The organism is Guptibacillus hwajinpoensis, from assembly GCF_020524165.1.
Taxonomy (GTDB): domain Bacteria; phylum Bacillota; class Bacilli; order Bacillales; family Guptibacillaceae; genus Guptibacillus; species Guptibacillus hwajinpoensis_D.
This window is the reverse complement of record NZ_JAIVKU010000005.1, coordinates 413,681-431,729: the sequence shown is the minus strand read 5'-3', so window position 1 is coordinate 431,729 and position 18,049 is coordinate 413,681. Positions and strand designations below refer to the sequence as shown.

At 40.4% G+C, this 18,049-nt stretch carries 18 protein-coding genes; 15 read left to right on the top strand and 3 right to left on the bottom strand.

Annotated features, from left to right (window positions below):
• The first annotated feature begins 6 nt into the window (after window positions 1-6).
• Together LC090_RS15260 and LC090_RS15255 are read left to right on the top strand one after the other, a co-directional pair.
• Complete coding sequence (locus LC090_RS15260; RefSeq protein WP_226658885.1) at window positions 7-786, top strand: GNAT family N-acetyltransferase; 780 nt, start codon at window positions 7-9, stop codon at window positions 784-786.
• 62 nt (window positions 787-848) lie between these two features.
• Window positions 849-1,058 (top strand): hypothetical protein, encoded by a 210-nt coding sequence (locus LC090_RS15255; protein ID WP_226658884.1) that lies wholly within the window; start codon window positions 849-851, stop codon window positions 1,056-1,058.
• 732 nt (window positions 1,059-1,790) lie between these two features.
• Here LC090_RS15255 and LC090_RS15250 read toward each other — a convergent pair.
• A complete protein-coding gene (locus LC090_RS15250) occupies window positions 1,791-2,105 on the bottom strand; it encodes a heterocycloanthracin/sonorensin family bacteriocin (protein ID WP_226658883.1) in 315 nt (104 codons plus the stop codon).
• Window positions 2,106-2,360: 255 nt separating this feature from the next.
• Window positions 2,361-2,729: a VOC family protein gene (locus LC090_RS15245; protein WP_226658882.1), complete on the bottom strand. Its 369-nt coding sequence runs from the start codon at window positions 2,727-2,729 to the stop codon at window positions 2,361-2,363.
• Window positions 2,730-2,924: 195 nt separating this feature from the next.
• Between LC090_RS15245 and LC090_RS15240 the strand changes: the two genes are divergently transcribed.
• The 8 genes from LC090_RS15240 to LC090_RS15205 all read left to right on the top strand — a co-directional run bounded on the left by LC090_RS15240 (window position 2,925) and on the right by LC090_RS15205 (window position 9,900).
• Entirely contained in the window at window positions 2,925-3,695 is a 771-nt protein-coding gene (locus tag LC090_RS15240) for a phosphotransferase family protein (protein WP_226658881.1), read from the top strand.
• Window positions 3,696-3,790: 95 nt separating this feature from the next.
• Window positions 3,791-4,066 carry a hypothetical protein gene (locus tag LC090_RS15235; protein WP_226658880.1) on the top strand — a complete coding sequence of 92 codons (276 nt, stop codon included), beginning with the start codon at window positions 3,791-3,793 and terminating at the stop codon, window positions 4,064-4,066.
• A gap of 297 nt (window positions 4,067-4,363) precedes the next feature.
• The gene (locus LC090_RS15230; RefSeq protein ID WP_226659383.1) at window positions 4,364-4,879 is read left to right on the top strand and encodes a nucleotidyltransferase family protein; all 516 of its coding nucleotides are present in this window, start codon (window positions 4,364-4,366) and stop codon (window positions 4,877-4,879) included.
• Between the two features lie 184 nt (window positions 4,880-5,063).
• A complete protein-coding gene (locus LC090_RS15225; protein ID WP_226658879.1) occupies window positions 5,064-5,969 on the top strand; it encodes a DUF4367 domain-containing protein in 906 nt (301 codons plus the stop codon).
• Between the two features lie 416 nt (window positions 5,970-6,385).
• Window positions 6,386-6,793, top strand: coding sequence for an HIT family protein (locus LC090_RS15220; RefSeq protein ID WP_226658878.1), 408 nt, complete (start codon window positions 6,386-6,388; stop codon window positions 6,791-6,793).
• A 133-nt stretch (window positions 6,794-6,926) separates the two neighbouring features.
• Window positions 6,927-7,460 (top strand): sigma-70 family RNA polymerase sigma factor, encoded by a 534-nt coding sequence (locus LC090_RS15215; protein WP_226658877.1) that lies wholly within the window; start codon window positions 6,927-6,929, stop codon window positions 7,458-7,460.
• Complete coding sequence (locus LC090_RS15210) at window positions 7,441-8,802, top strand: DUF4179 domain-containing protein (RefSeq protein ID WP_226658876.1); 1,362 nt, start codon at window positions 7,441-7,443, stop codon at window positions 8,800-8,802. The genes LC090_RS15215 and LC090_RS15210 overlap by 20 nt, the downstream gene beginning before the upstream one ends.
• Before the next feature lie 186 nt (window positions 8,803-8,988).
• Complete coding sequence (locus LC090_RS15205) at window positions 8,989-9,900, top strand: helix-turn-helix domain-containing protein (RefSeq protein WP_226658875.1); 912 nt, start codon at window positions 8,989-8,991, stop codon at window positions 9,898-9,900.
• 276 nt (window positions 9,901-10,176) lie between these two features.
• Here LC090_RS15205 and LC090_RS15200 read toward each other — a convergent pair whose 3' ends face one another.
• Window positions 10,177-12,567 (bottom strand): immune inhibitor A domain-containing protein, encoded by a 2,391-nt coding sequence (locus LC090_RS15200; protein WP_226658874.1) that lies wholly within the window; start codon window positions 12,565-12,567, stop codon window positions 10,177-10,179.
• Between the two features lie 473 nt (window positions 12,568-13,040).
• On the opposite strand from LC090_RS15200, the gene LC090_RS15195 reads away from it, so the two are divergent.
• The 5 genes from LC090_RS15195 to LC090_RS15175 all read left to right on the top strand — a co-directional run bounded on the left by LC090_RS15195 (window position 13,041) and on the right by LC090_RS15175 (window position 17,991).
• Complete coding sequence (locus LC090_RS15195; protein ID WP_226658873.1) at window positions 13,041-13,907, top strand: ABC transporter ATP-binding protein; 867 nt, start codon at window positions 13,041-13,043, stop codon at window positions 13,905-13,907.
• A complete protein-coding gene (locus LC090_RS15190) occupies window positions 13,904-14,620 on the top strand; it encodes a hypothetical protein (RefSeq protein WP_226658872.1) in 717 nt (238 codons plus the stop codon). The genes LC090_RS15195 and LC090_RS15190 overlap by 4 nt, the downstream gene beginning before the upstream one ends.
• A 21-nt stretch (window positions 14,621-14,641) precedes the next feature.
• Window positions 14,642-15,169, top strand: coding sequence for a DUF6773 family protein (locus LC090_RS15185; protein ID WP_226658871.1), 528 nt, complete (start codon window positions 14,642-14,644; stop codon window positions 15,167-15,169).
• Window positions 15,170-15,175: 6 nt separating this feature from the next.
• Window positions 15,176-15,376, top strand: a complete 201-nt coding sequence (locus tag LC090_RS15180) for a helix-turn-helix transcriptional regulator (RefSeq protein ID WP_226658870.1) — start codon at window positions 15,176-15,178, stop codon at window positions 15,374-15,376.
• A 209-nt stretch (window positions 15,377-15,585) separates the two neighbouring features.
• Window positions 15,586-17,991, top strand: a complete 2,406-nt coding sequence (locus LC090_RS15175; protein ID WP_226658869.1) for a M14 family zinc carboxypeptidase — start codon at window positions 15,586-15,588, stop codon at window positions 17,989-17,991.
• Window positions 17,992-18,049: the final 58 nt, after the last annotated feature.

Genomic DNA, 18,049 nt, shown 5'->3' with positions numbered 1-18,049 from the left:
AGTACCGTGATTCATGAACTTAATCAAGATGAATTCTACAAATGTGAAAGGTTACTAAATGATGTTGGGCATATAGAGGCGAAAGCCGTCATTGAAGGGAATAACCCTGGACGCGTTTTTGTGGATCATGTCGTTTTCCCTAAATCAGGACTGATCTGGTTAGGAAATCACGATGGATTCTTTTTTATTGGGGATGAAGAAAATACAGGGTTTCTTCAGGAGATGAATGAGTATTTAGATCAAAACATAATTCCTGAAGCAAGGGAGCTCGGCTTAACGTATTTTATCGCGATTGGACATCATTCAAGATGGGATAACACGATCGAGATGCTCTTCGCCCATCGTCACATGCAAAAATTCGATCAAAATGTGTATCGTCTTGACCATCCTAAAGCGCATCATCAACCTTCTGTTAAACCAGAGTATGAAGTCATAAAAATCAGTGAAGACCTTCTTGGCGATCAGAACAACTCGATTCAGAATAGAAGCTTTTTACAGTCTAAACTAACGGAATTCTGGGCTTCACCTTCTGACTTTTTGGATAAGGGAATTGGGTATGGTGTTGTCATTCAAAATCTGATTGTGAGTTTATGTTTTTCAGGATTTGTGGCTGGAAAGGTTCATGCGTTAGATATGGAAACAATTGAGGAGCATCGGGGGAAGAAATTAGGTCAGCTGGCAGCCTCAAGTGTTGTGAATGATTGTGTGAGTCAGAGCATGATTCCATATTGGGACTGTGAAGAAGCCAATCAGCCATCAAATGCGATTGCGAGAAAGATCGGGTAATAGAAATCATGTTCTTACCACGTTTATATTTTTTCGATTGATACATAAAGGGAGCTTTTTATATGAAAAACAAAGAGAATCGTAAGCGTAAAACCGTTCAATGGATCGGATTTAGCATTGTTATGCTCACCTTCCTAGTTAACTTGCTCCTGTATGTGACAGGCATTTCGAGAGACATCTCAATCAGCACACTCGATGGAATGAAGTGGTTTGGAATAGGGGCAGGTTGTGTCGTTGTCTCGTCTTCCTATTTCATTCCTAAAACGAAATGAGTAAGCTTTTTCACATGATTGATGAAAGAGGTGAAGGTGGATGGAAAACCCACCGGAAACCTCGTACAAGGATGTGAGGATAGGTACACTTGGGAGTAAGTATTAATTAATTGATAAGGGAGGGGCACCGTTGAAAAGAGTCATAGATATACTACAAATTGCCCTGCTATCTTTAATGGCTGGGTTGATTGTGAAGGCACTATTTAATCTCTCCCTATCATTGTTCTTGGTTGCATTAGGGGTGCTAGCAGTGTATGTAATATTGAAATTTTCTTTGAAAAGAAGAGAATCACTTAGTACAAACACGTACACTCTAATTACTGGGCTTGCTATTGGTATACTAATTGCAATAAATGTTTAAAAACATAAGTTGAATTAGGGCCAAACTAAATATTTGATAGTAAAAAAACCGAATATGATCGTTAGAATGGGAAAGTTATCGCGTCATTCAGGGAGTGGCGATCAAGTGTTATTCGCTCTGAAATTTTATAGAGAATGGGAGATTAGGAGAACGCTGATTAAAGGAGGTGCAGTAGAAAACAGCTAAGATGTCGATTTGGATGATTAAGTGAGAAATTCACTTAAAAAAATGGTGAAGCTGGCATTCTTTTTACATATAAAGAACCTGAAAGAGCATGCCGCCCCCCCAGGTTCTTTTTGTGTGATTATCTATGTGAGTTAGCATGGAGTGTATCCAGAAGAAAACCATCAGAGTGTAAGACCTGATCAGGTTCAACGACCACCGCATCGACCGCATCCGCCACATCTTGCGGCACAACCACCGCATCCACCACATCGAGCACAGCGAGCGCATCCACCACAACCGGCACAACCGCCGCATCCAGCGCAACCCGCACATCCAGCACAGGCTACGCAACCCGCACAGCGGAAACACCCGAAGCATACAAATCCAATTAAACGCGTATCATTCGGATCTATATTCTGATCTCCATTTGGATAATAGTTGGCTTGCTCGCAAGGAACTAATTCCTGGGCATGGTACTCTCCAACATCTAAGTGCTGAAGATCGTTTTGAAATTGATTCATTTATGTCACCTCCATCGACGTTCATCATGGACTGAAATCCATCTTCCTAAGTGATTACCTAATAAAACACTTTCTTCAACAAACTATGTCATTGGGCTGGGTGATGTTCCTGATGAAAGGGCGGAAAGTATGTGGACGAAGTGGTAGGAGCAGGGATGTTTCCGTTGAAAAGAGGAGAAGGGCTTCGTACTGCATTTCGTAGCCTAAAGTTTGGTCGTTAAAAAAAGCTACCCTAAAAGAGTAGCTCGATAACATTTAGTTATGTACCTGAAGTTTGTTTCCATTAGGGTCATAAAAGTGAAAGAAATGGTGGCCTTCCTCTTCCTGAATCGGTTCGACTTTCACTTCCTGATCAACTAAATAGTCGTAGAGTCGGTTAATGTTTGCCGTTGTCAGTCCAACCGCAAATTCAGGTTCACCATTTTTGAAAAAATGACCTCTCGAGTTCTCATCCGCTTCTACCAACACGAAGAGAGGCCCTTGTTCAAGCGCAAGAACAGCTAAATCACCTCGATTAAATTTTAAGGTAAACTGCAAACACTCTGTGTACCAGGAAACGGATTCATTGAGATTGATGACTGGTATTCGTATATAGTGAATATCAGAGAAAAGAGAATCGCTCATTTTATTCCTCCTTTAGTCATAGTTTCCTAAAACTATTTCGTTACCTTCCTAGCGTGTCCTTCTTATTTTTATGATGATTGATAGATTTATTGATGGAATTTTGAAATAATTGGTATGATCAATGTTGCACTTTAGGAGACACAAATTGTTCTTCACCTATAGCAAAGCATGTTCATTACAAAAGGAAGTGTAGGTATGTCACCAGTGAATAAAGAGATTGAAAGTAAGATCGAGAAAGTAATTGGTAAAATAGAGCGAGTGAATTTACTACAAGACCAGGGTTGTACGTCAGAAGTACATGAAATGATTGCAGCTGAAGGTAGGTATGTGCTGAAAAGTTCCTTTGAACCAAAATATCGAGAGTGGTTAAAGAATGAAGCTGACGTATTAGAAAAGCTAAATACGAATATAGAGATCCCAACGCCACGCTACTATGGTTATGTTGAGGGGGGGAATAGCAGTCATCTTATCATGTCATACGAGAAGGGAATGACTTTAACAACTGCATTAAAGAAAGCTGAGAAGAAGGAGCAGTTGGCTTTAATTAAGAATTTTGGGCATTTTCTTCATCGTCTTCATGAAACGTCTGTTGCTGGATTCCATAATCATAATTGGCTAGCTGAACAGTTAGAAAAGGCGGAGGGTTACGTGGAATCAGGTGATGCTGACGGGGATTTTGAGCTTTTACAGAAGTTAACCTTACATCAACCCTCAAGCGTCCATCAAACGATGATCCACGGGGATTGCACAACCGATAATGTGATGGTGATTGATGGAAAAGCAAGCATGTTTATTGATGTTGCAGGCATGACGTTAGGAGATCCTAGATATGATGTATCCTTAGCGATTCGAAAATGGGTCAACCATAAGGAATACATAGAAGCATTTTACGAAGGATACCGCCGTTATAAGGTGACAAAAGAAGAGTTCGCGTATTTTAATGAGGGGTTATATGAATTCTTCTAATCTAGTGGATCGACGATTAAAGCATATTAAAGGAAACCAAAGCTTCTTAGTAATCGTTATTATAGTAGATTGTCAAACTTAATGGGGGAGATTTCGTGTGGTGGGAGTATTATGGTGATGCAGTCATTGCTGTATCAACCTTGTCTATTATTTTGATTTTGACTTTTATCCATTTCTCTAGAGCGAAAAGAAAAAGAGGATTGCTTGTCCCTGTATCTCTAGCAATGATTGGTTACACCTCCTTTGTGGTAGGTATTGTGTTTATTAGAGGGTGGAGTGGCATGGGGTTTATCGTCTATGGTGTAATCATTATGGCGATCGGTCTGCTTTATTATCTTGGAATCGGGTTATATCGAAAAATAAGGTGCTAAAGAAAAGGAGTGAGGGTGTGGGCGTTTGGTATTTTTTAATCTTATTTATTGGATTATTTTTAGTAGGAAAAGGGCTCATTGGAAGTAAACGTATTTCTTTCGTCTGTTTAGGAATCCTATGTATCTTGTTCGCTCTTTTTATGTTTTCACCGGGAAGTGATGAAATAATTTCGGATTTATTGAATTTGAGCTGAAAGGTAGATTAAGACAGAAGATCAAGAGACGTAGGAAACCAAACGAGGTGTTAGGTTGAAAACCAAAGAAGACATTATTTTGCTCATCCAAAACGATGATCGCATGATGGATATCATTAAAGCTGCAAGTCAATTGAATTTGCCAGATTGGTGGATATGTGCGGGATTTGTGCGTTCAAAAATTTGGGACACATTACATGGATTTGAAAACAGAACGAGTACGCCAGACGTCGACGTCATTTATTATGATCAAGACGATATGAGTGAAAAAACGGAAAAAGAATTAGAAGCTGAATTGAGGAGAATTCTCCCTGATGTACCCTGGTCTGTGAAGAATGAAGCACGAATGCATGTGATCAATCACATAGATCCCTACACTTCTGCAGAGGATGCGATTTCCAATTTTCCAGAAACCGCCACTGCTCTTGGTGTCAAAATCGATATGGCTAACAATCTCATTCTGACTGCTCCCTGGGGTGTAGATGATGTAATCAATTTAGAGTTGAAGCCAACCCCATTTTTCACAGAAACAAAAGAACGAGCCGCCATTTATGAAGGAAGAGTGGTTAAGAAAAATTGGAAGGGAATTTGGGAGAAAATCAAAGTTCATCAGCTATAAAAAAGATGCGCTTAGATTGAGCTTATCAGCAATATGATAGGCTTTTTTTAGAATTGAAAGGACTTTTTGAAAGCTGGCATTTTGGGGATATGTTCGATTAAATACCAGATTATTACCAAATTTTGAAACGTAAGACACTTCTTGTTCGTATATCTAATTAAGACAGTAAAACGGAGGTTGTCGCTTGTCTAAAAAAATTCTATTCATTACGATTATGCTCATACTTACTGCTGGTTGTGCATCTAACCAGTCTGCTAGCGAAAACATGAAAGAAGAGAATACGACGGAAGATGATGTCACTACGGTACTGAAACGCATATTTTCAGGACCGGATGAAGAGTTAGCACAGTTATATAAAGAGGAAGAGTATGAAAAGGTTTCGAACTACTACATGGATCATTTCAAACCTTACTTTACAGAAAAATCTATGGAGCATGCGGTGAACACTAATTTACTTAACAGCTTCCATCTTAAGGCGTTTGGAAAAGGTGTAGAAATGACGATTGGCACTATTAACGTTCAGCAGAGCGAAGACACTACAACCGCTTATGATTTTGAGATACAAGTGAATGTAAGTAATGGTCAAACTGCAGATGTTAGTGGGAGAGTCAACACAAACGACGAGGGGAAAATTACGCAAATCCGTTATATGGATAGTCAATCATTGCCCCATGCTTTCGATACAGCAACAGAAACAGAAGATGGACTATTCGTCTATGATCGTTCAAGATTAGTAAGTCGAACGGGAAATGAAGCGTATCAGCCTCTGTATCCGACAGTCATGCCTTTTAAAGTGGATGGGGTAGAAATCAAACATGAGAGTAAGGATGACAGCTCCATAACGTTTATCTTTCATGGCGAAACTGGTGAAAAGATGGAACTGATGACCGTTAAAAATGGTGAGATCTCTTCTGATAAGTTAGAAACAGAGGAGGTTTCGGTTGGAGATCAAAAAGGACAATATGCGGGAAATGAAGGCGAGACGCAGCGATTGATTTGGACAAATGGTTCGATCACCTATGAGTTGAAAGGGAAGATAGAAGACTTATCAAAAGAAGATCTGCTTACAGTTGCGGAGTCTTTTGAATAAGGAAGGGTTCAGGGAGCTGATCATTAAGAAGATGAGCTCTCTTTCTCTAGTAATCTCGTATTGAATTCGTGTTTTTTAAAAAAATAGGGTAGGTATTCTTATGCTAAAGTTATCTGTTTCTCCCTTTACGTATACTTGGAGCTACCATGAAGAAGCAACATATAAAGCCTCCAATGGAAGAGCCAGTTAAAACACTCCATTTAGGAAGTTCACCACCTAATAGTAAAACCAATAAAATCCATACAATCGGATAGATTAATACACCTATGAATCCCCAGAGAAACCGATTTTTTATATCCAACTCTCCAGTTTATCTTTTTACATACTAGTAGCCTTCTTGATAACAGATTAAACGAAGAGTAGAGTTAATCTGTCCTATACAGGAATGCTTTTTAAAAAAGAAAGGTGGGATTTTATTGACGTACAAAGAGGACTGTCCATTTTGTAACCCCGAAAGAGACGAGAAACAAAAGATTCTATTTGAAAATGAATGTTGTTATTTCTTACAACATGACAATCAACAAGACGTCTTAGAAGGCTGTGGCGTCATTGTTCCAAAAAAGCATCACGCAAACGCATTTGAATTATCGAAAGAAGAGTGGAACGATACATATGAACTCTTACAGCATGCAAAGACATACCTTGATCAAGCCTTTTCTCCAGATGGCTATACACTTGGGTGGAATGTTGGAGAAGTCTCCAATCAATTCATTTTTCATAGTCATCTGCACGTTATACCAAGATATAATGACGAGCCTTTGGCTGGGAAAGGATTGCGTTACTGGCTGAAGCAGCCTGAAAATAAAAGAAAAAAGCACATCTAGCCAAAGAGCGGTGATGATAGATCAAAGGAAATCCCATTCGATCGGGATTTCCTTTTTTGCTCCAACACTAGTTTTTATTATAAGTGAAACTTTTTGCCTTCTCCATCACTCTAATGGCAAAAGGAGGTTAATCATGAATGAAGTAAAGCTTGTTAAGAAAGCGAAAAGGGGAGACAAAGAAGCTTTTGAACAACTCCTTGTCTTACATAAAGATCAATTATATCGAACAGCATTTCTTTATGTGCGAAATCGAGAGGATGCATTGGACGTTGTTCAAGAAACCGCCTTTCGAAGCTATTTAGCCATCACCACGTTACAAGAGGAAAAGTTCTTTGTTACATGGCTAACGAAGATCCTCATTCGCTGTGCTTACGATTCCTTAAAGAAAAGAAAAAATGATGTTCCATTAGAGAAGGTAACGCCAATTCTATCAAAGCTAGATAAACGTTCAGACGAAGGGATGGATTTAGCCAACGCTACAAATAAGCTGGAACAGAAGTACCGAGATGTGATTGTCCTGTTTCATTATCATGATCTGTCGATAAAAGAAGTGGCGAAGGTTCTGGACCTACCTGAAAATACGGTAAAGACGTATCTCCAAAGAGGGCGAAAGCAATTAAGAACAATTCTAGAGGGGGCTCATTTATATGAAGGAAAATCTCTATAAGGATCAGTATGACAAAATCGATGTGCCTGAGGATGAATTAGTGCGTTCGATTCAATCTGGTATTGATCAAGCGGACGGGAAACGGTCATTTAAACGTCAGCGAAACATAAAGCGATCCATTGTTTCAACGGCGGCAGCGGTTGTTCTATCAGCAACATTCCTTTCATCCAACGTCTCGAATGCGCTAGCAGACGTCCCGGTTATTGGCGAAGCTTATCATGTCTTTAATGATATGGTCGGTCGGAACTTAACATCTCAACAGTTAGTGACAGAACTTGATGAGAAATCGAGTGGTAAAGGGCTTGATGTGATGATGACGAGTGCCTATTATGATGGAGCCGTTATTGGTGTATCGTTTAAAGTAGTAGGAGACGTGAAAGAAGATGAGTTTCGTGAAGTGAACGGTTTCTATGAAATATACGGAGGCAATGAGGCCATTAGCGATAGTAAAGAAATCGTTCCTTTGGAGAAAAGTGGCGATGACTACATTGGACAAATTCAGTTAGCTTATCCAGGCAAAGAACTACCGGCCAACACTTCCTTCCCATTAGAATTTAAACGAATTGGGGAAAAAGAAGGCTCGTGGAAATTCGACGTTCCGGTTGAGCAGCTTCCATATGAGGAAGTGGAATTGGATCAAGTAAGGTCGAATGAGCAAGCAGATGTTGCTGTCCAATTTAACTCGATCATAGAAGGGCAGGCGTCAACGGCTATCAATTATACTGGTACGTTCCCGCTTGAAGGAAAGCATGATCAAGTTCGTCTTGAAGTAGTTGACGAAAACGGAGAACAAGTGAACGTATCAAGGGATGGGATCGATCTTGAAACGAGTCAAGAAAATGATCATATCGTTGTCAAAGGAAGAAGTATTATTCCTGAGAATCTAAAGGAGAGAACGGATTATATAGAGATCCAACCAAAAGTAGCGCTAAGTGGAGTAGAAGATCAATTCATTCATCTTTCTGAAAAACTCCCTATAAAAATAGAATCTACTAGACAGGATCATGTTATTTCAGTCAACGATATGAAAGTTGATGGGGAGAAAGTAACACTTGATTTCCAAATTAATAATGGAAGAAACGATCGATATTTTGAGTTCTATGAAGACATGGCTCGAAATGAAGTTTTGCTAGTTAAGGAAAGCAGAAAAGACATTTATGAAGAACCACTAAAACATACTGTGAAAGTGCTTGATAAAGAAAAGCTTTCTTTTAGAAGTACGTTTGATGTTAGCAAATTGAAAGGTTTCAATGAAAATAACTACGTGGTAAGAGTGAGTTTAGGAACGTTAAGTAGCAATTTGCCTGTCGAACTGGAACCGGTCAAAATCGAATTAAATTAAACCTCCTAATCAGGATTGCTTTTTATCTCAAGCCATCCTCTTTATGTGATGATCACAAGTTCTTTCCATTCAATTTCTACTTGAGTTGATACAATGACTCTCTTCAAGAAATAATTGATAGGATCTAGATGATTTGCAAGTTACACTTATAGCATCTTAACGAAAGAGGTGGTAAGGGTGTTTGATATGAATAAGGTCGGGAAAAGAATAGCGCAATTGAGGAAGGAAAAAAACATCACACAGATGGCACTCGCTGATCTTTTAGGCGTCAGTTTTCAAGCTGTTAGCAACTGGGAACGCGGTCAAACGATGCCGGATATCTCCAAACTCCCAGAGCTCGCTAAACAATTCGATGTAAGCATTGATGACATTCTGGATGAAAATAAAGGAACAAGAGTGGTTACTCAATTAGTAGAAAAAGGGTCATTAGAAAGTACAGCATGGATCGAGAAAGAAGAACTGATTCAAGCGGCACCAATCATAACGACAGAGCAGGCTGAAATGGCATACCAAAAGATCGATGGTGAATTGACTTCTGAAGAGATACCCATTCTTTCACCCTACCTTCATCAAGAAACGATCGATGGATTGGCAAAGAAAGAATTTACTAAGAGAGGGATAAAAGGGTTATCTACATTTGCATCTTTTATTAGTCAAGAAGTGATGGACGAATGTGTGAAAGAAGAGTTCACGCGAAGTAGACTGGAACACTTTTCGATCGTGGCGCCCTTTATTAGCCAGGAACTCATAGATGCTTGTGCGCTAGAAGAATGTCAATTAAATGGAATCGGAGGATTATTATCTATTGCGCCTTTTATAGGCGAAGAGGCTCTTGACGACTGTATTAAGGTTGAGTATGAGAAAAACGGATTAAAAGGCTTGTCGTCGATTGCGCCTTTTGTAGAAGAAGAGACGTTAAATCAGTATGTTGAAGAGAGTTACCGTGTAAATGGTATTTCTTCTATCGTTTCACTAGCTCCGTTTGTTGATGAAGAGATTTTAAATGAACTCGCACTAGAAGCCATTTCGAAAGAAGGCATAAGTGGAATAACCTCGATCTTGCCTTATATTGATAATGACTTTTTATCAAAGAAGTAGCTGAATAGTTACGCGATCCATTAGTGGTAGAAAGTTGCCAGTGCGGCACTTATCTTGAGGAGTTACTTGCGATTATTTAAATTAAAGATGGAATTCATCGTCTCATTTATTCTCATGATTTCTTTTCTTCGGCGATCCTCTTTTGACTTATAAAGGAGTGCTAATAAATGATTTTATTAGCACTCCTTTTATTTATAAGATTTATTCAGCGGAATCGTCCCGCCGATTCCATTTCCCACTGAATCAGCAGAACCGTCCCACTGATTCCCACTGATTTTACTTGTAAATGACTACTGAGCCAACAGAATGATCGACTGATTGTGCATTTACTCGAACTTTTAGACCTAAGCTATCAATGTTACGACCAGCATCTGGCATAAACGTATTCATGAAGGAACGACTGTCATCAAATAGAGAGACGGCTTTCTGGCTCTTGAGTTGCAAAGTTTGCGTTGGGTATTGAAGATTTAATCCGGAAGTTGGATTAAGGCCAAACGCTGCATCGGCGATATGATAGCGTGTCGATGCTTGGACGCCAGTGTTCCAAAGTAGATTCGTTCCTTGGTGTGCATCCACAACTCCAAGATAACCATCACCAGGGTGAACGCCTGTCCAGTTTTCTGTGTAGCTATCATCCACATACCACACCACTAATCCACCATCATAGCTCATTAATGAGTTTCCTCGTTTAAGGTGTGCAAGTCCCTCATCGACACCTTGATGGTTTCTCCATTCAAGTAAATAATATTGATTGGTCAGTTTGTTTCCATTCATTTTTTCAAAACCATCTAAGGTAAAGGATGACTTTTCGGACTCCGCGCCATCGTCTATAAGGGTTTGTCCATCAGCAACAACCTTAATGTTATCAGCGAAGAAACCAACGTTTGAGGTACCCCAGTCAGTAGCATACCGAAGTCTAAGCTTGATTTCCTTACCTGCATACTTCGATAAATCAAAGGATTGTGCTTCCCATCCATCAGAGTTTCCAGTAAAGCCTGGCATTGAATTAAGGATGGTTGGATATCCTCCTTCAACAACATCAGAGCGAGTATTTTCATTTCCTAGTGATTTCCAAGTAGCGCCATCGTCTTCAGATACTTGAACAAAGCCAAAATCCCATTGCTCTTCGATATCATACCAGGCATCAAATGTTAACGTAGCAGAAGTTTTGCCAGTTAAGTCCACTGAAGTGACCATATTTGTATCAATTTCATCTGCCTGGCCACCCCAATATTCATAATTTCCAGTCGGTTTGTTGATCGGTGTTTCTTTTTTCGGTAAGTTGATTCGAATTGCCTGGTTGTTTTGGCCGAGTGGTGAGTTTGCCTGATCTAGTAAAAACTGTGTGCCTTTTGTTGTAACGTCCGACCAGTCTACGATAGCAGGGTTTGACCATTTTCCACCTAACGTAGATTGTAAATACTGCTTAGCCCATGGAGAGAAACCGGTTGGTTCCGCACCAGGCGTTTTTCCAGCCCATGATCCACTAGCCATGATCGACCAGTAACCGACTGCTTCACCTGTTCCAGAATAAATCGTGTCATATTCATCCGGTAAGCCTAAATCATGTCCGTATTCATGAGCGAATACGCCAGTTGCGCCATCTTCTGGCATCATTGTGTAATCATAGAATCCTGGTAATCCATTGCCTAGACCATCTGGATCAAAGAATTTAGCTGAACGATGAGACCAGATTGCCTTGTCTCCAAGAGATCCGCCACCAGCTTCTTGACCCATCCCAGCATGAATAATCTGCAGGTGATCGACTAAACCATCAGGTTCCCAGAAATTCCCGTCTCCATCTAAATCGTGTGGATCCTCCAAGTCATAGTCTTCTAAAGGAAGCCCTGCTGCTAGTGCCGCTTTATACGTATCGATGACTAATTGCTTTGATCCGCCAGGGGTAACATTATCATGACCACCTGATGCTTTGTCAGTACCATAGTAAGCTGCAGTTCCTGGTACTTTTAGCCAGCCATACGCATTCCCCTCAATTGTATAAGTGCCTCCAGATTGCTCTTCATAATACTGTTTTTGAGAAATCGTGTCTTCACCATTTGGCCCTTTAAACTCGCCTTTATCACCGAAGATCATATTCTCAAAATGCTCCGTATCATAATCAGAATAGTAGTTATCGGTCTCTTCAGGTTTAATGTTATTATGTTCGAAATCAGAGAACTCTACCATTAGCGTTAAGAGTTTCCCCTTTTTCTGTATGCCAGGTGAATTGCCTTCCTGCACAGGATCAGGGTTGCCCTTTAAATGACCCTTTTTCTCTCCTTTTCCATTTACAAGTCCGTTTGTATAGTCTTCAAAATTCTTTTGCTTAGAAGATTCAGCATCTTTTACTTTTGAAGCAAGTGGATCACTTTCTTTTACGCCAACATCTTTGCCTTTTAACTCAAGATAGTTAGTAAGAAACGTCTGCTTTTCTGCCTGCGAAGCGTCTTTGGATAGAAGTCCTCGTTTTACGAAGGATTCGATTAGCTTGTCATCATTCACGATAGCTAAATCTAGTAAACTATGTGATTGAGAAGCTTGAATATTCGAGCCTACTTTATGTAAATCATTTCCTTCCTTGGGCGAAGCGTTAACGCCCTGCATTCCAGCTAATAAGGTGCCTGCAATCATGACGGAAGAGATACTCGTTTTAATAAACTTGTTCAAATACAATTCCTCCTTGGATTAATAGATGAATTACTATTACATAATATTAAGAAAATTCTAAAAAAACAATGTAAATTTATTGGAAAAATACAAGAAATAACGAATTATAAGGGATAATTTAGTGAATTTTTAAAAAATATGTCTAAAGAACTAGTTGATTCGGTAGGAATCAACGAAGACGCTACTCATCGATTTCTTCTTCATTTCTAACCATTGTTTAGAGGTTGAAGTGAAAAAGAATCATTTATAGATTAGAAGTCTTTCGTTCTGATTGGCACAAACGATTTGGGTGTGAATTGTGAATGGAAGGGGGGAGGTAACTAACCCCTATGAGCGTTTTTTTCCTAAATAAGTGTTGTAAAAATATATAGAAAACTATAAACGTCTAAATGACAAATATATATTGCAAAAAGACGTTGATATTATATAATGGAAAAAGAAGGATAGTATTCACTTAAACAAGGGGGATGAAGATGAGTGTCGAAATGCATAAGCTTTCAAAGACGTTTAATAGGCAGGAACTTGCGCTTTCTGAGGTTGATTTTACGCTTCGAAAAGGGGAGGTTGTTGGGCTCGTTGGGCCAAACGGGGCAGGGAAAACGACTTTAATGAAAATTATCTCAGGGATTATCGTTCAGTATGATGGTGTGCTTACTTTCCGTGGAGAAGGTCGTTCTGTTGGAAGTTTAATTGAAAAGCCGAAGTACTTTCCAAATAAAAGCGGACGGTATAATATCGATTACTTTCATTCGTTATTCGGTGGAGACGATGAGCATTTCGATGAGATCATTGAGTCTCTAGGGATGGCTTCCTACTTAAAGAAAAAAGTAAAGGACTATTCGCTTGGAATGAAGCAGCGTCTAGGAATAGCACTCGCGCTGATTTCAAATCCCGATTATCTTGTGTTAGATGAACCGACAAATGGTATGGACCCAGATGGAATTCGTCATATTTTGGGGTACTTAAAAAGACTCGCAAAAGAAAAAGGCATTGGCATTCTCATTTCAAGTCACATTTTAGAAGATATCGAGAGTATGAGTGATCGCGTTTATGTGATTAAAGAAGGACGGATTATCAATGAATATGCTAGGGATCAGCACGATAGGGAAGTGTTAGAGCTTACGTTTTCAGAAGGCGATCTACACCAGGCTTTACATGTGTTAGAAGCTTATGAAGGAGTAACCCGTAGTGGTCAAATTCTATCCGTTCCGTTTGCGGGGGATATGAAACAGGTACTGAAGCACTTAAGTCAAAACGATCTTTTCCCGATCGATGTGAAGCGGAAAAAGGACACGCTCGAGGATTTCTATTTTCAAAATATGGAGAGTGAAGCGAAGTGAATGTGAGCCAATTCTTTAAACTTGAGATTAAACGAAATCTTAACCTGGCGCTGTTCCTGTCGATTGGATTTGCCTTTTTGTTTGGGGGAGCAATTGTTTATTCGATTTACCAGATGGATGGTCCGTTTCAGCCTAGAAATGTCTCTGGACTATATGCTGGGATTGCAACGGTGGCGCTTGGTGTGTATTGTTCAAAAATCGTTATTGCCGATCTGCATTACGGAACGATCTATCTTCTTTTTACGTCAGCTCGAGATCGGATCGTGTTTTTAGTGTCACGTGTTTTGGTGATTTCGATTGTGTCGTTCATGTTCGGGCTTGGATGCGCAGCGCTTCTTTATGTCAATCATGCTTTAAACGGGCAGCCTTTTTCAGCAGGGGATGTCGGGAATGCGGTACTGCAATATGTGTTGTTTGGGGTTTTCTTTACCTTACTGTTTCAAGTGATTTCGATGGTTTATCAAAAGGTGATGCAGCTATTAATTCTTTCACTTGTGACAATCTTGGTGCTTCCTGGGCTATTGGGCATCGTGTTTCAGGTAGAGGCAATTCCTGAATTTGTGAAGGATTTTGTCGCCTATGCACCGATTTATAGTTTACCGAATCAGTTGCCGTTTCTAGCCCTAGATGGAATGGAAATGACGCTAACCGCGGTTGTTAGTTTACTATTGTTTGTGTTTGCGTTTAAGCGGTTACCTAAGATTGATTACTAGTATATAGGAGGAAAAGGAACGATGGGATTTGGTTTTAAGAGAAGGCAGAATGATGAACGGGTGACGAATCTTCAAAATATGATTTACCGGGAAATGTACATGTTGATTGTGGGGATTTGTGCGATGTCTATTTTATATAAGCAATTTTTCGTTGAAGGGGGGACACGTCACTTATGGACAGAAGTGATTATTTTGGTTGCAAGTTCCGTGTTCTATGTTGGGAGATCAGCGATGCTCGGGATCTTTTCAGATGAAGTAGAGATGTCTGAGCAATCGAGTAAACTGAGCTTTAATACAAGAAACTTTGTGATTAGCCTGATTGTAGGAGTTGGCATTTCGCTGTTTTTTGCTATTGTCAACTCTCAGAAGTATGCTGATAGTACAGAAGAAGCTTTTACATTCTTCTTTGTCATTCTTTTTGGCAGCTTAATGATTTACATTCCTGTTTTATTTGCCATAATGGTGTTACCCTATGCGATAGCGAAACGTAAAAGTGATCAAGTAAATGAGCGAGAGTTAGAAGAGATGGATGATGAAGATGTGCGGTGATCAATTGTGAAGAATGTGAGATTAAAAATGGCGAGAGTCGAGCACGACCTCTCGCAGCAGGAGCTTGCTAAAAAAGTGGGCGTGTCGAGACAAACGATCGGGCTGATTGAGCTCGGAAAATACAATCCGACGCTTCAGCTTTGCTTGTCGATTTGTTGGGCATTGGATAAGTCACTGGATGAATTGTTTTGGATGGATCCGGAATAGAGGAAAAGCTACGTTATTCTACGAGTTGTAGAGTGAGGTAGCTTTTTTGCATTCATTGACGATCGCATATCAGTGTTCTTTCGACAGGAATCGGGTGGTGACAGGCACTAAAGACCTACGCTTAATCAGGAAGAATGTCGTATACAATATTTTGCATAAACGTTATAAAATAGAATTTAGACTATTTTGATAATTTTAGGGGGAATGGGATGAAGAAGCAACTAATTGCTGGTGCTGTGATGCTGGGTCTATTTGCAACGCCGATGGCGGGGTCAGTATCTGCAGAGACGAGCTGGAAGAATGTGAACTGGAACGAAACGTTACAGGAGGAAGATGGGAGTCCATTTAATAGTGAAAACTATGATTTTGTAAAGTACTCTAAAGTGGATGAAAAGCTTCAGGAGATTGAGAAGAGCAGCAATCGGATTACTGTCGAGACACCAGCACAGTCATCTGGCGGACAGGATCTTTATGTGGTTACGATTTCTGATCCAGAAGCAAAAGGGAAATTTGGCTATCAAAAAGCATTAAGAAAGAAAATGTTTAAGAGTCCTGATAAAGCCGAAACGTTTATTGAAAAGCATCCCGATTTTAAAGTGCCGGTCATGATTAATGCTTCGATTCATGGAACGGAATTCGTTGGTTCTGATGCAGCACTTCAACTGATTGAGCGATTCGCAACGGCGGATGATGCGAAGACAAAGGAGTTACTCGAGAATCACATTTTAATTTTTAACGTGGTGGCGAATCCAGATGGACGAATTGATGCGACTCGCTTTAACTCAAACGGAATCGATTTGAATCGCGATTTTATTACGCAATCTCAAGCTGAGACGAAGCATACGGTTAAGTTGATTAAAGAATGGAATCCGATGGTGTTTTTGGATTTACATGGCTATGTGAAAGCCTACGGCGGAGCAACAAGTCCTGGATTAATCGAACCCTGTACACCGCCACATAACCCGAATTATGAATATGATTTGTATTCAAAGTGGGCCATGGATCAGGCAGAATCAATGGAAGGAAACATTGTTGATCATCGCAGCGAATACGACAACACGAACACCGGTACTTCCAATGTGAATTATCAAACGATGACGGGTACATATATACCGCAGCGTGACGACGAAGCAGGCTGGGATGATTATCCTCCGATTTTCACACCGATGTATGCGATGTACCACGGGGCATATGGATACACACTTGAAGCCCCAACAAATGACTGGGACGGCGTGAAGTGGCACTACGATGCGGTCATGGGCGCACTGGAGTTTTCGAATGATAACAAAGAAGAGATGATTAAGGATCAGATCGAAGTGTTTAAGCGCGGGATCCAGTTCGATCATCCCTATCATACGGAAGGCTTTTTCCCGAAGGCTTATATTCTTCCTGTAGATGAAACGGATCCAACTGCAACGGAAAAAGCAGTGAAGCACCTTATGTTCAATGATATTGAAGTGTCGCAAGTGAAAAAATCATTTACGTTTGATGGAGAAACGTATCCTGCAGGCACTTACATCGTCGATATGAGTCAGGCAAAAGCAGGACTTGCGAACACGATGCTGTGGGATGGGGAAGACATCACGGATATTACGCCAGCCATGTATGATATTTCCGCCTGGAACTTACCTGAACTTTGGGGATTTGAGGCGATTGAAGTAGAGGCCGGAAGTTCTTTTGATGTAAAAACGTTTGACGTGAAGAAGGTCGATGGAGACGGTCTATTAGTAGGGGATGGCCCTTATGTGATCCAAAACTCATCTGTAAAAGCAGTCAGCCTGGTGAATACGCTCATTGAAAAAGGGTTTGATGTTCAGTGGGGAGAAGATGGTGCGTTCTATGTTGATGAAGCACCGACGCCTGAGTTGAAGAAACTAGTAAAAGAATCTGGTATTCAGGTTACGACTGCCTCTCTAGTGGAAGGAAAAGAACTCACTTCTCAAAATGTAACGATTTTAAAAGATGGTGGGATTTATAAAGCCCAATCTCATGCTGGGACACGATTAGCGCTAGAGCGATTAGGTTTTCATGTTACAGAAATCACGCCACGAGAGCTTGCGGAAAATGGTCTTGGCGATACGGATGTGTTTTTCTATAGTGGAACGTCTCGTATGATCTCCTACAACAATACCGAAGCGAATGCACCTTTTGGTTTGGAGAACGAAAGCCAATACCAGGCGTTTAAGCAGCACATCCAATCGTATGTTGACGGGGGCGGCAAGTACGTTGCCGTTGGAGCTGGTGCTTCGGATGCATCGAAAAAGCTTGGCGTAACAGACGTAACCGTGAATAAAGGCTACTCAAACAGCAACGGGATTGTGAAAGTAGACTACGGTTCTGAACGTTTAACGTCAGGATATGAATTGGATGATTACGGCTTTGTGTATCAACCGGTTTGGTATTCGAATGTTGAAGATGTCGACGTGCATGCTTCGTTTGGTACGGGAGATTTCTTTATCGCAGGTCACTGGGAGAACCGTGAAGCTGCGGGAGGTCAGCCGGTTATCGTAAAAGAACGTGATCAAGACGTCACGTTGATTGGAATAGAAGCTGGATTCCGCGATCATACGGATGATTTGTTCCGACTTCTTTCGAATGCGGTGTTTAGTGAGTAAGGGAAAGGTGGAATCAGTGGGGCGTTTGTTCCGCTGGTTCTTTTTTAGTTGAAAAAGG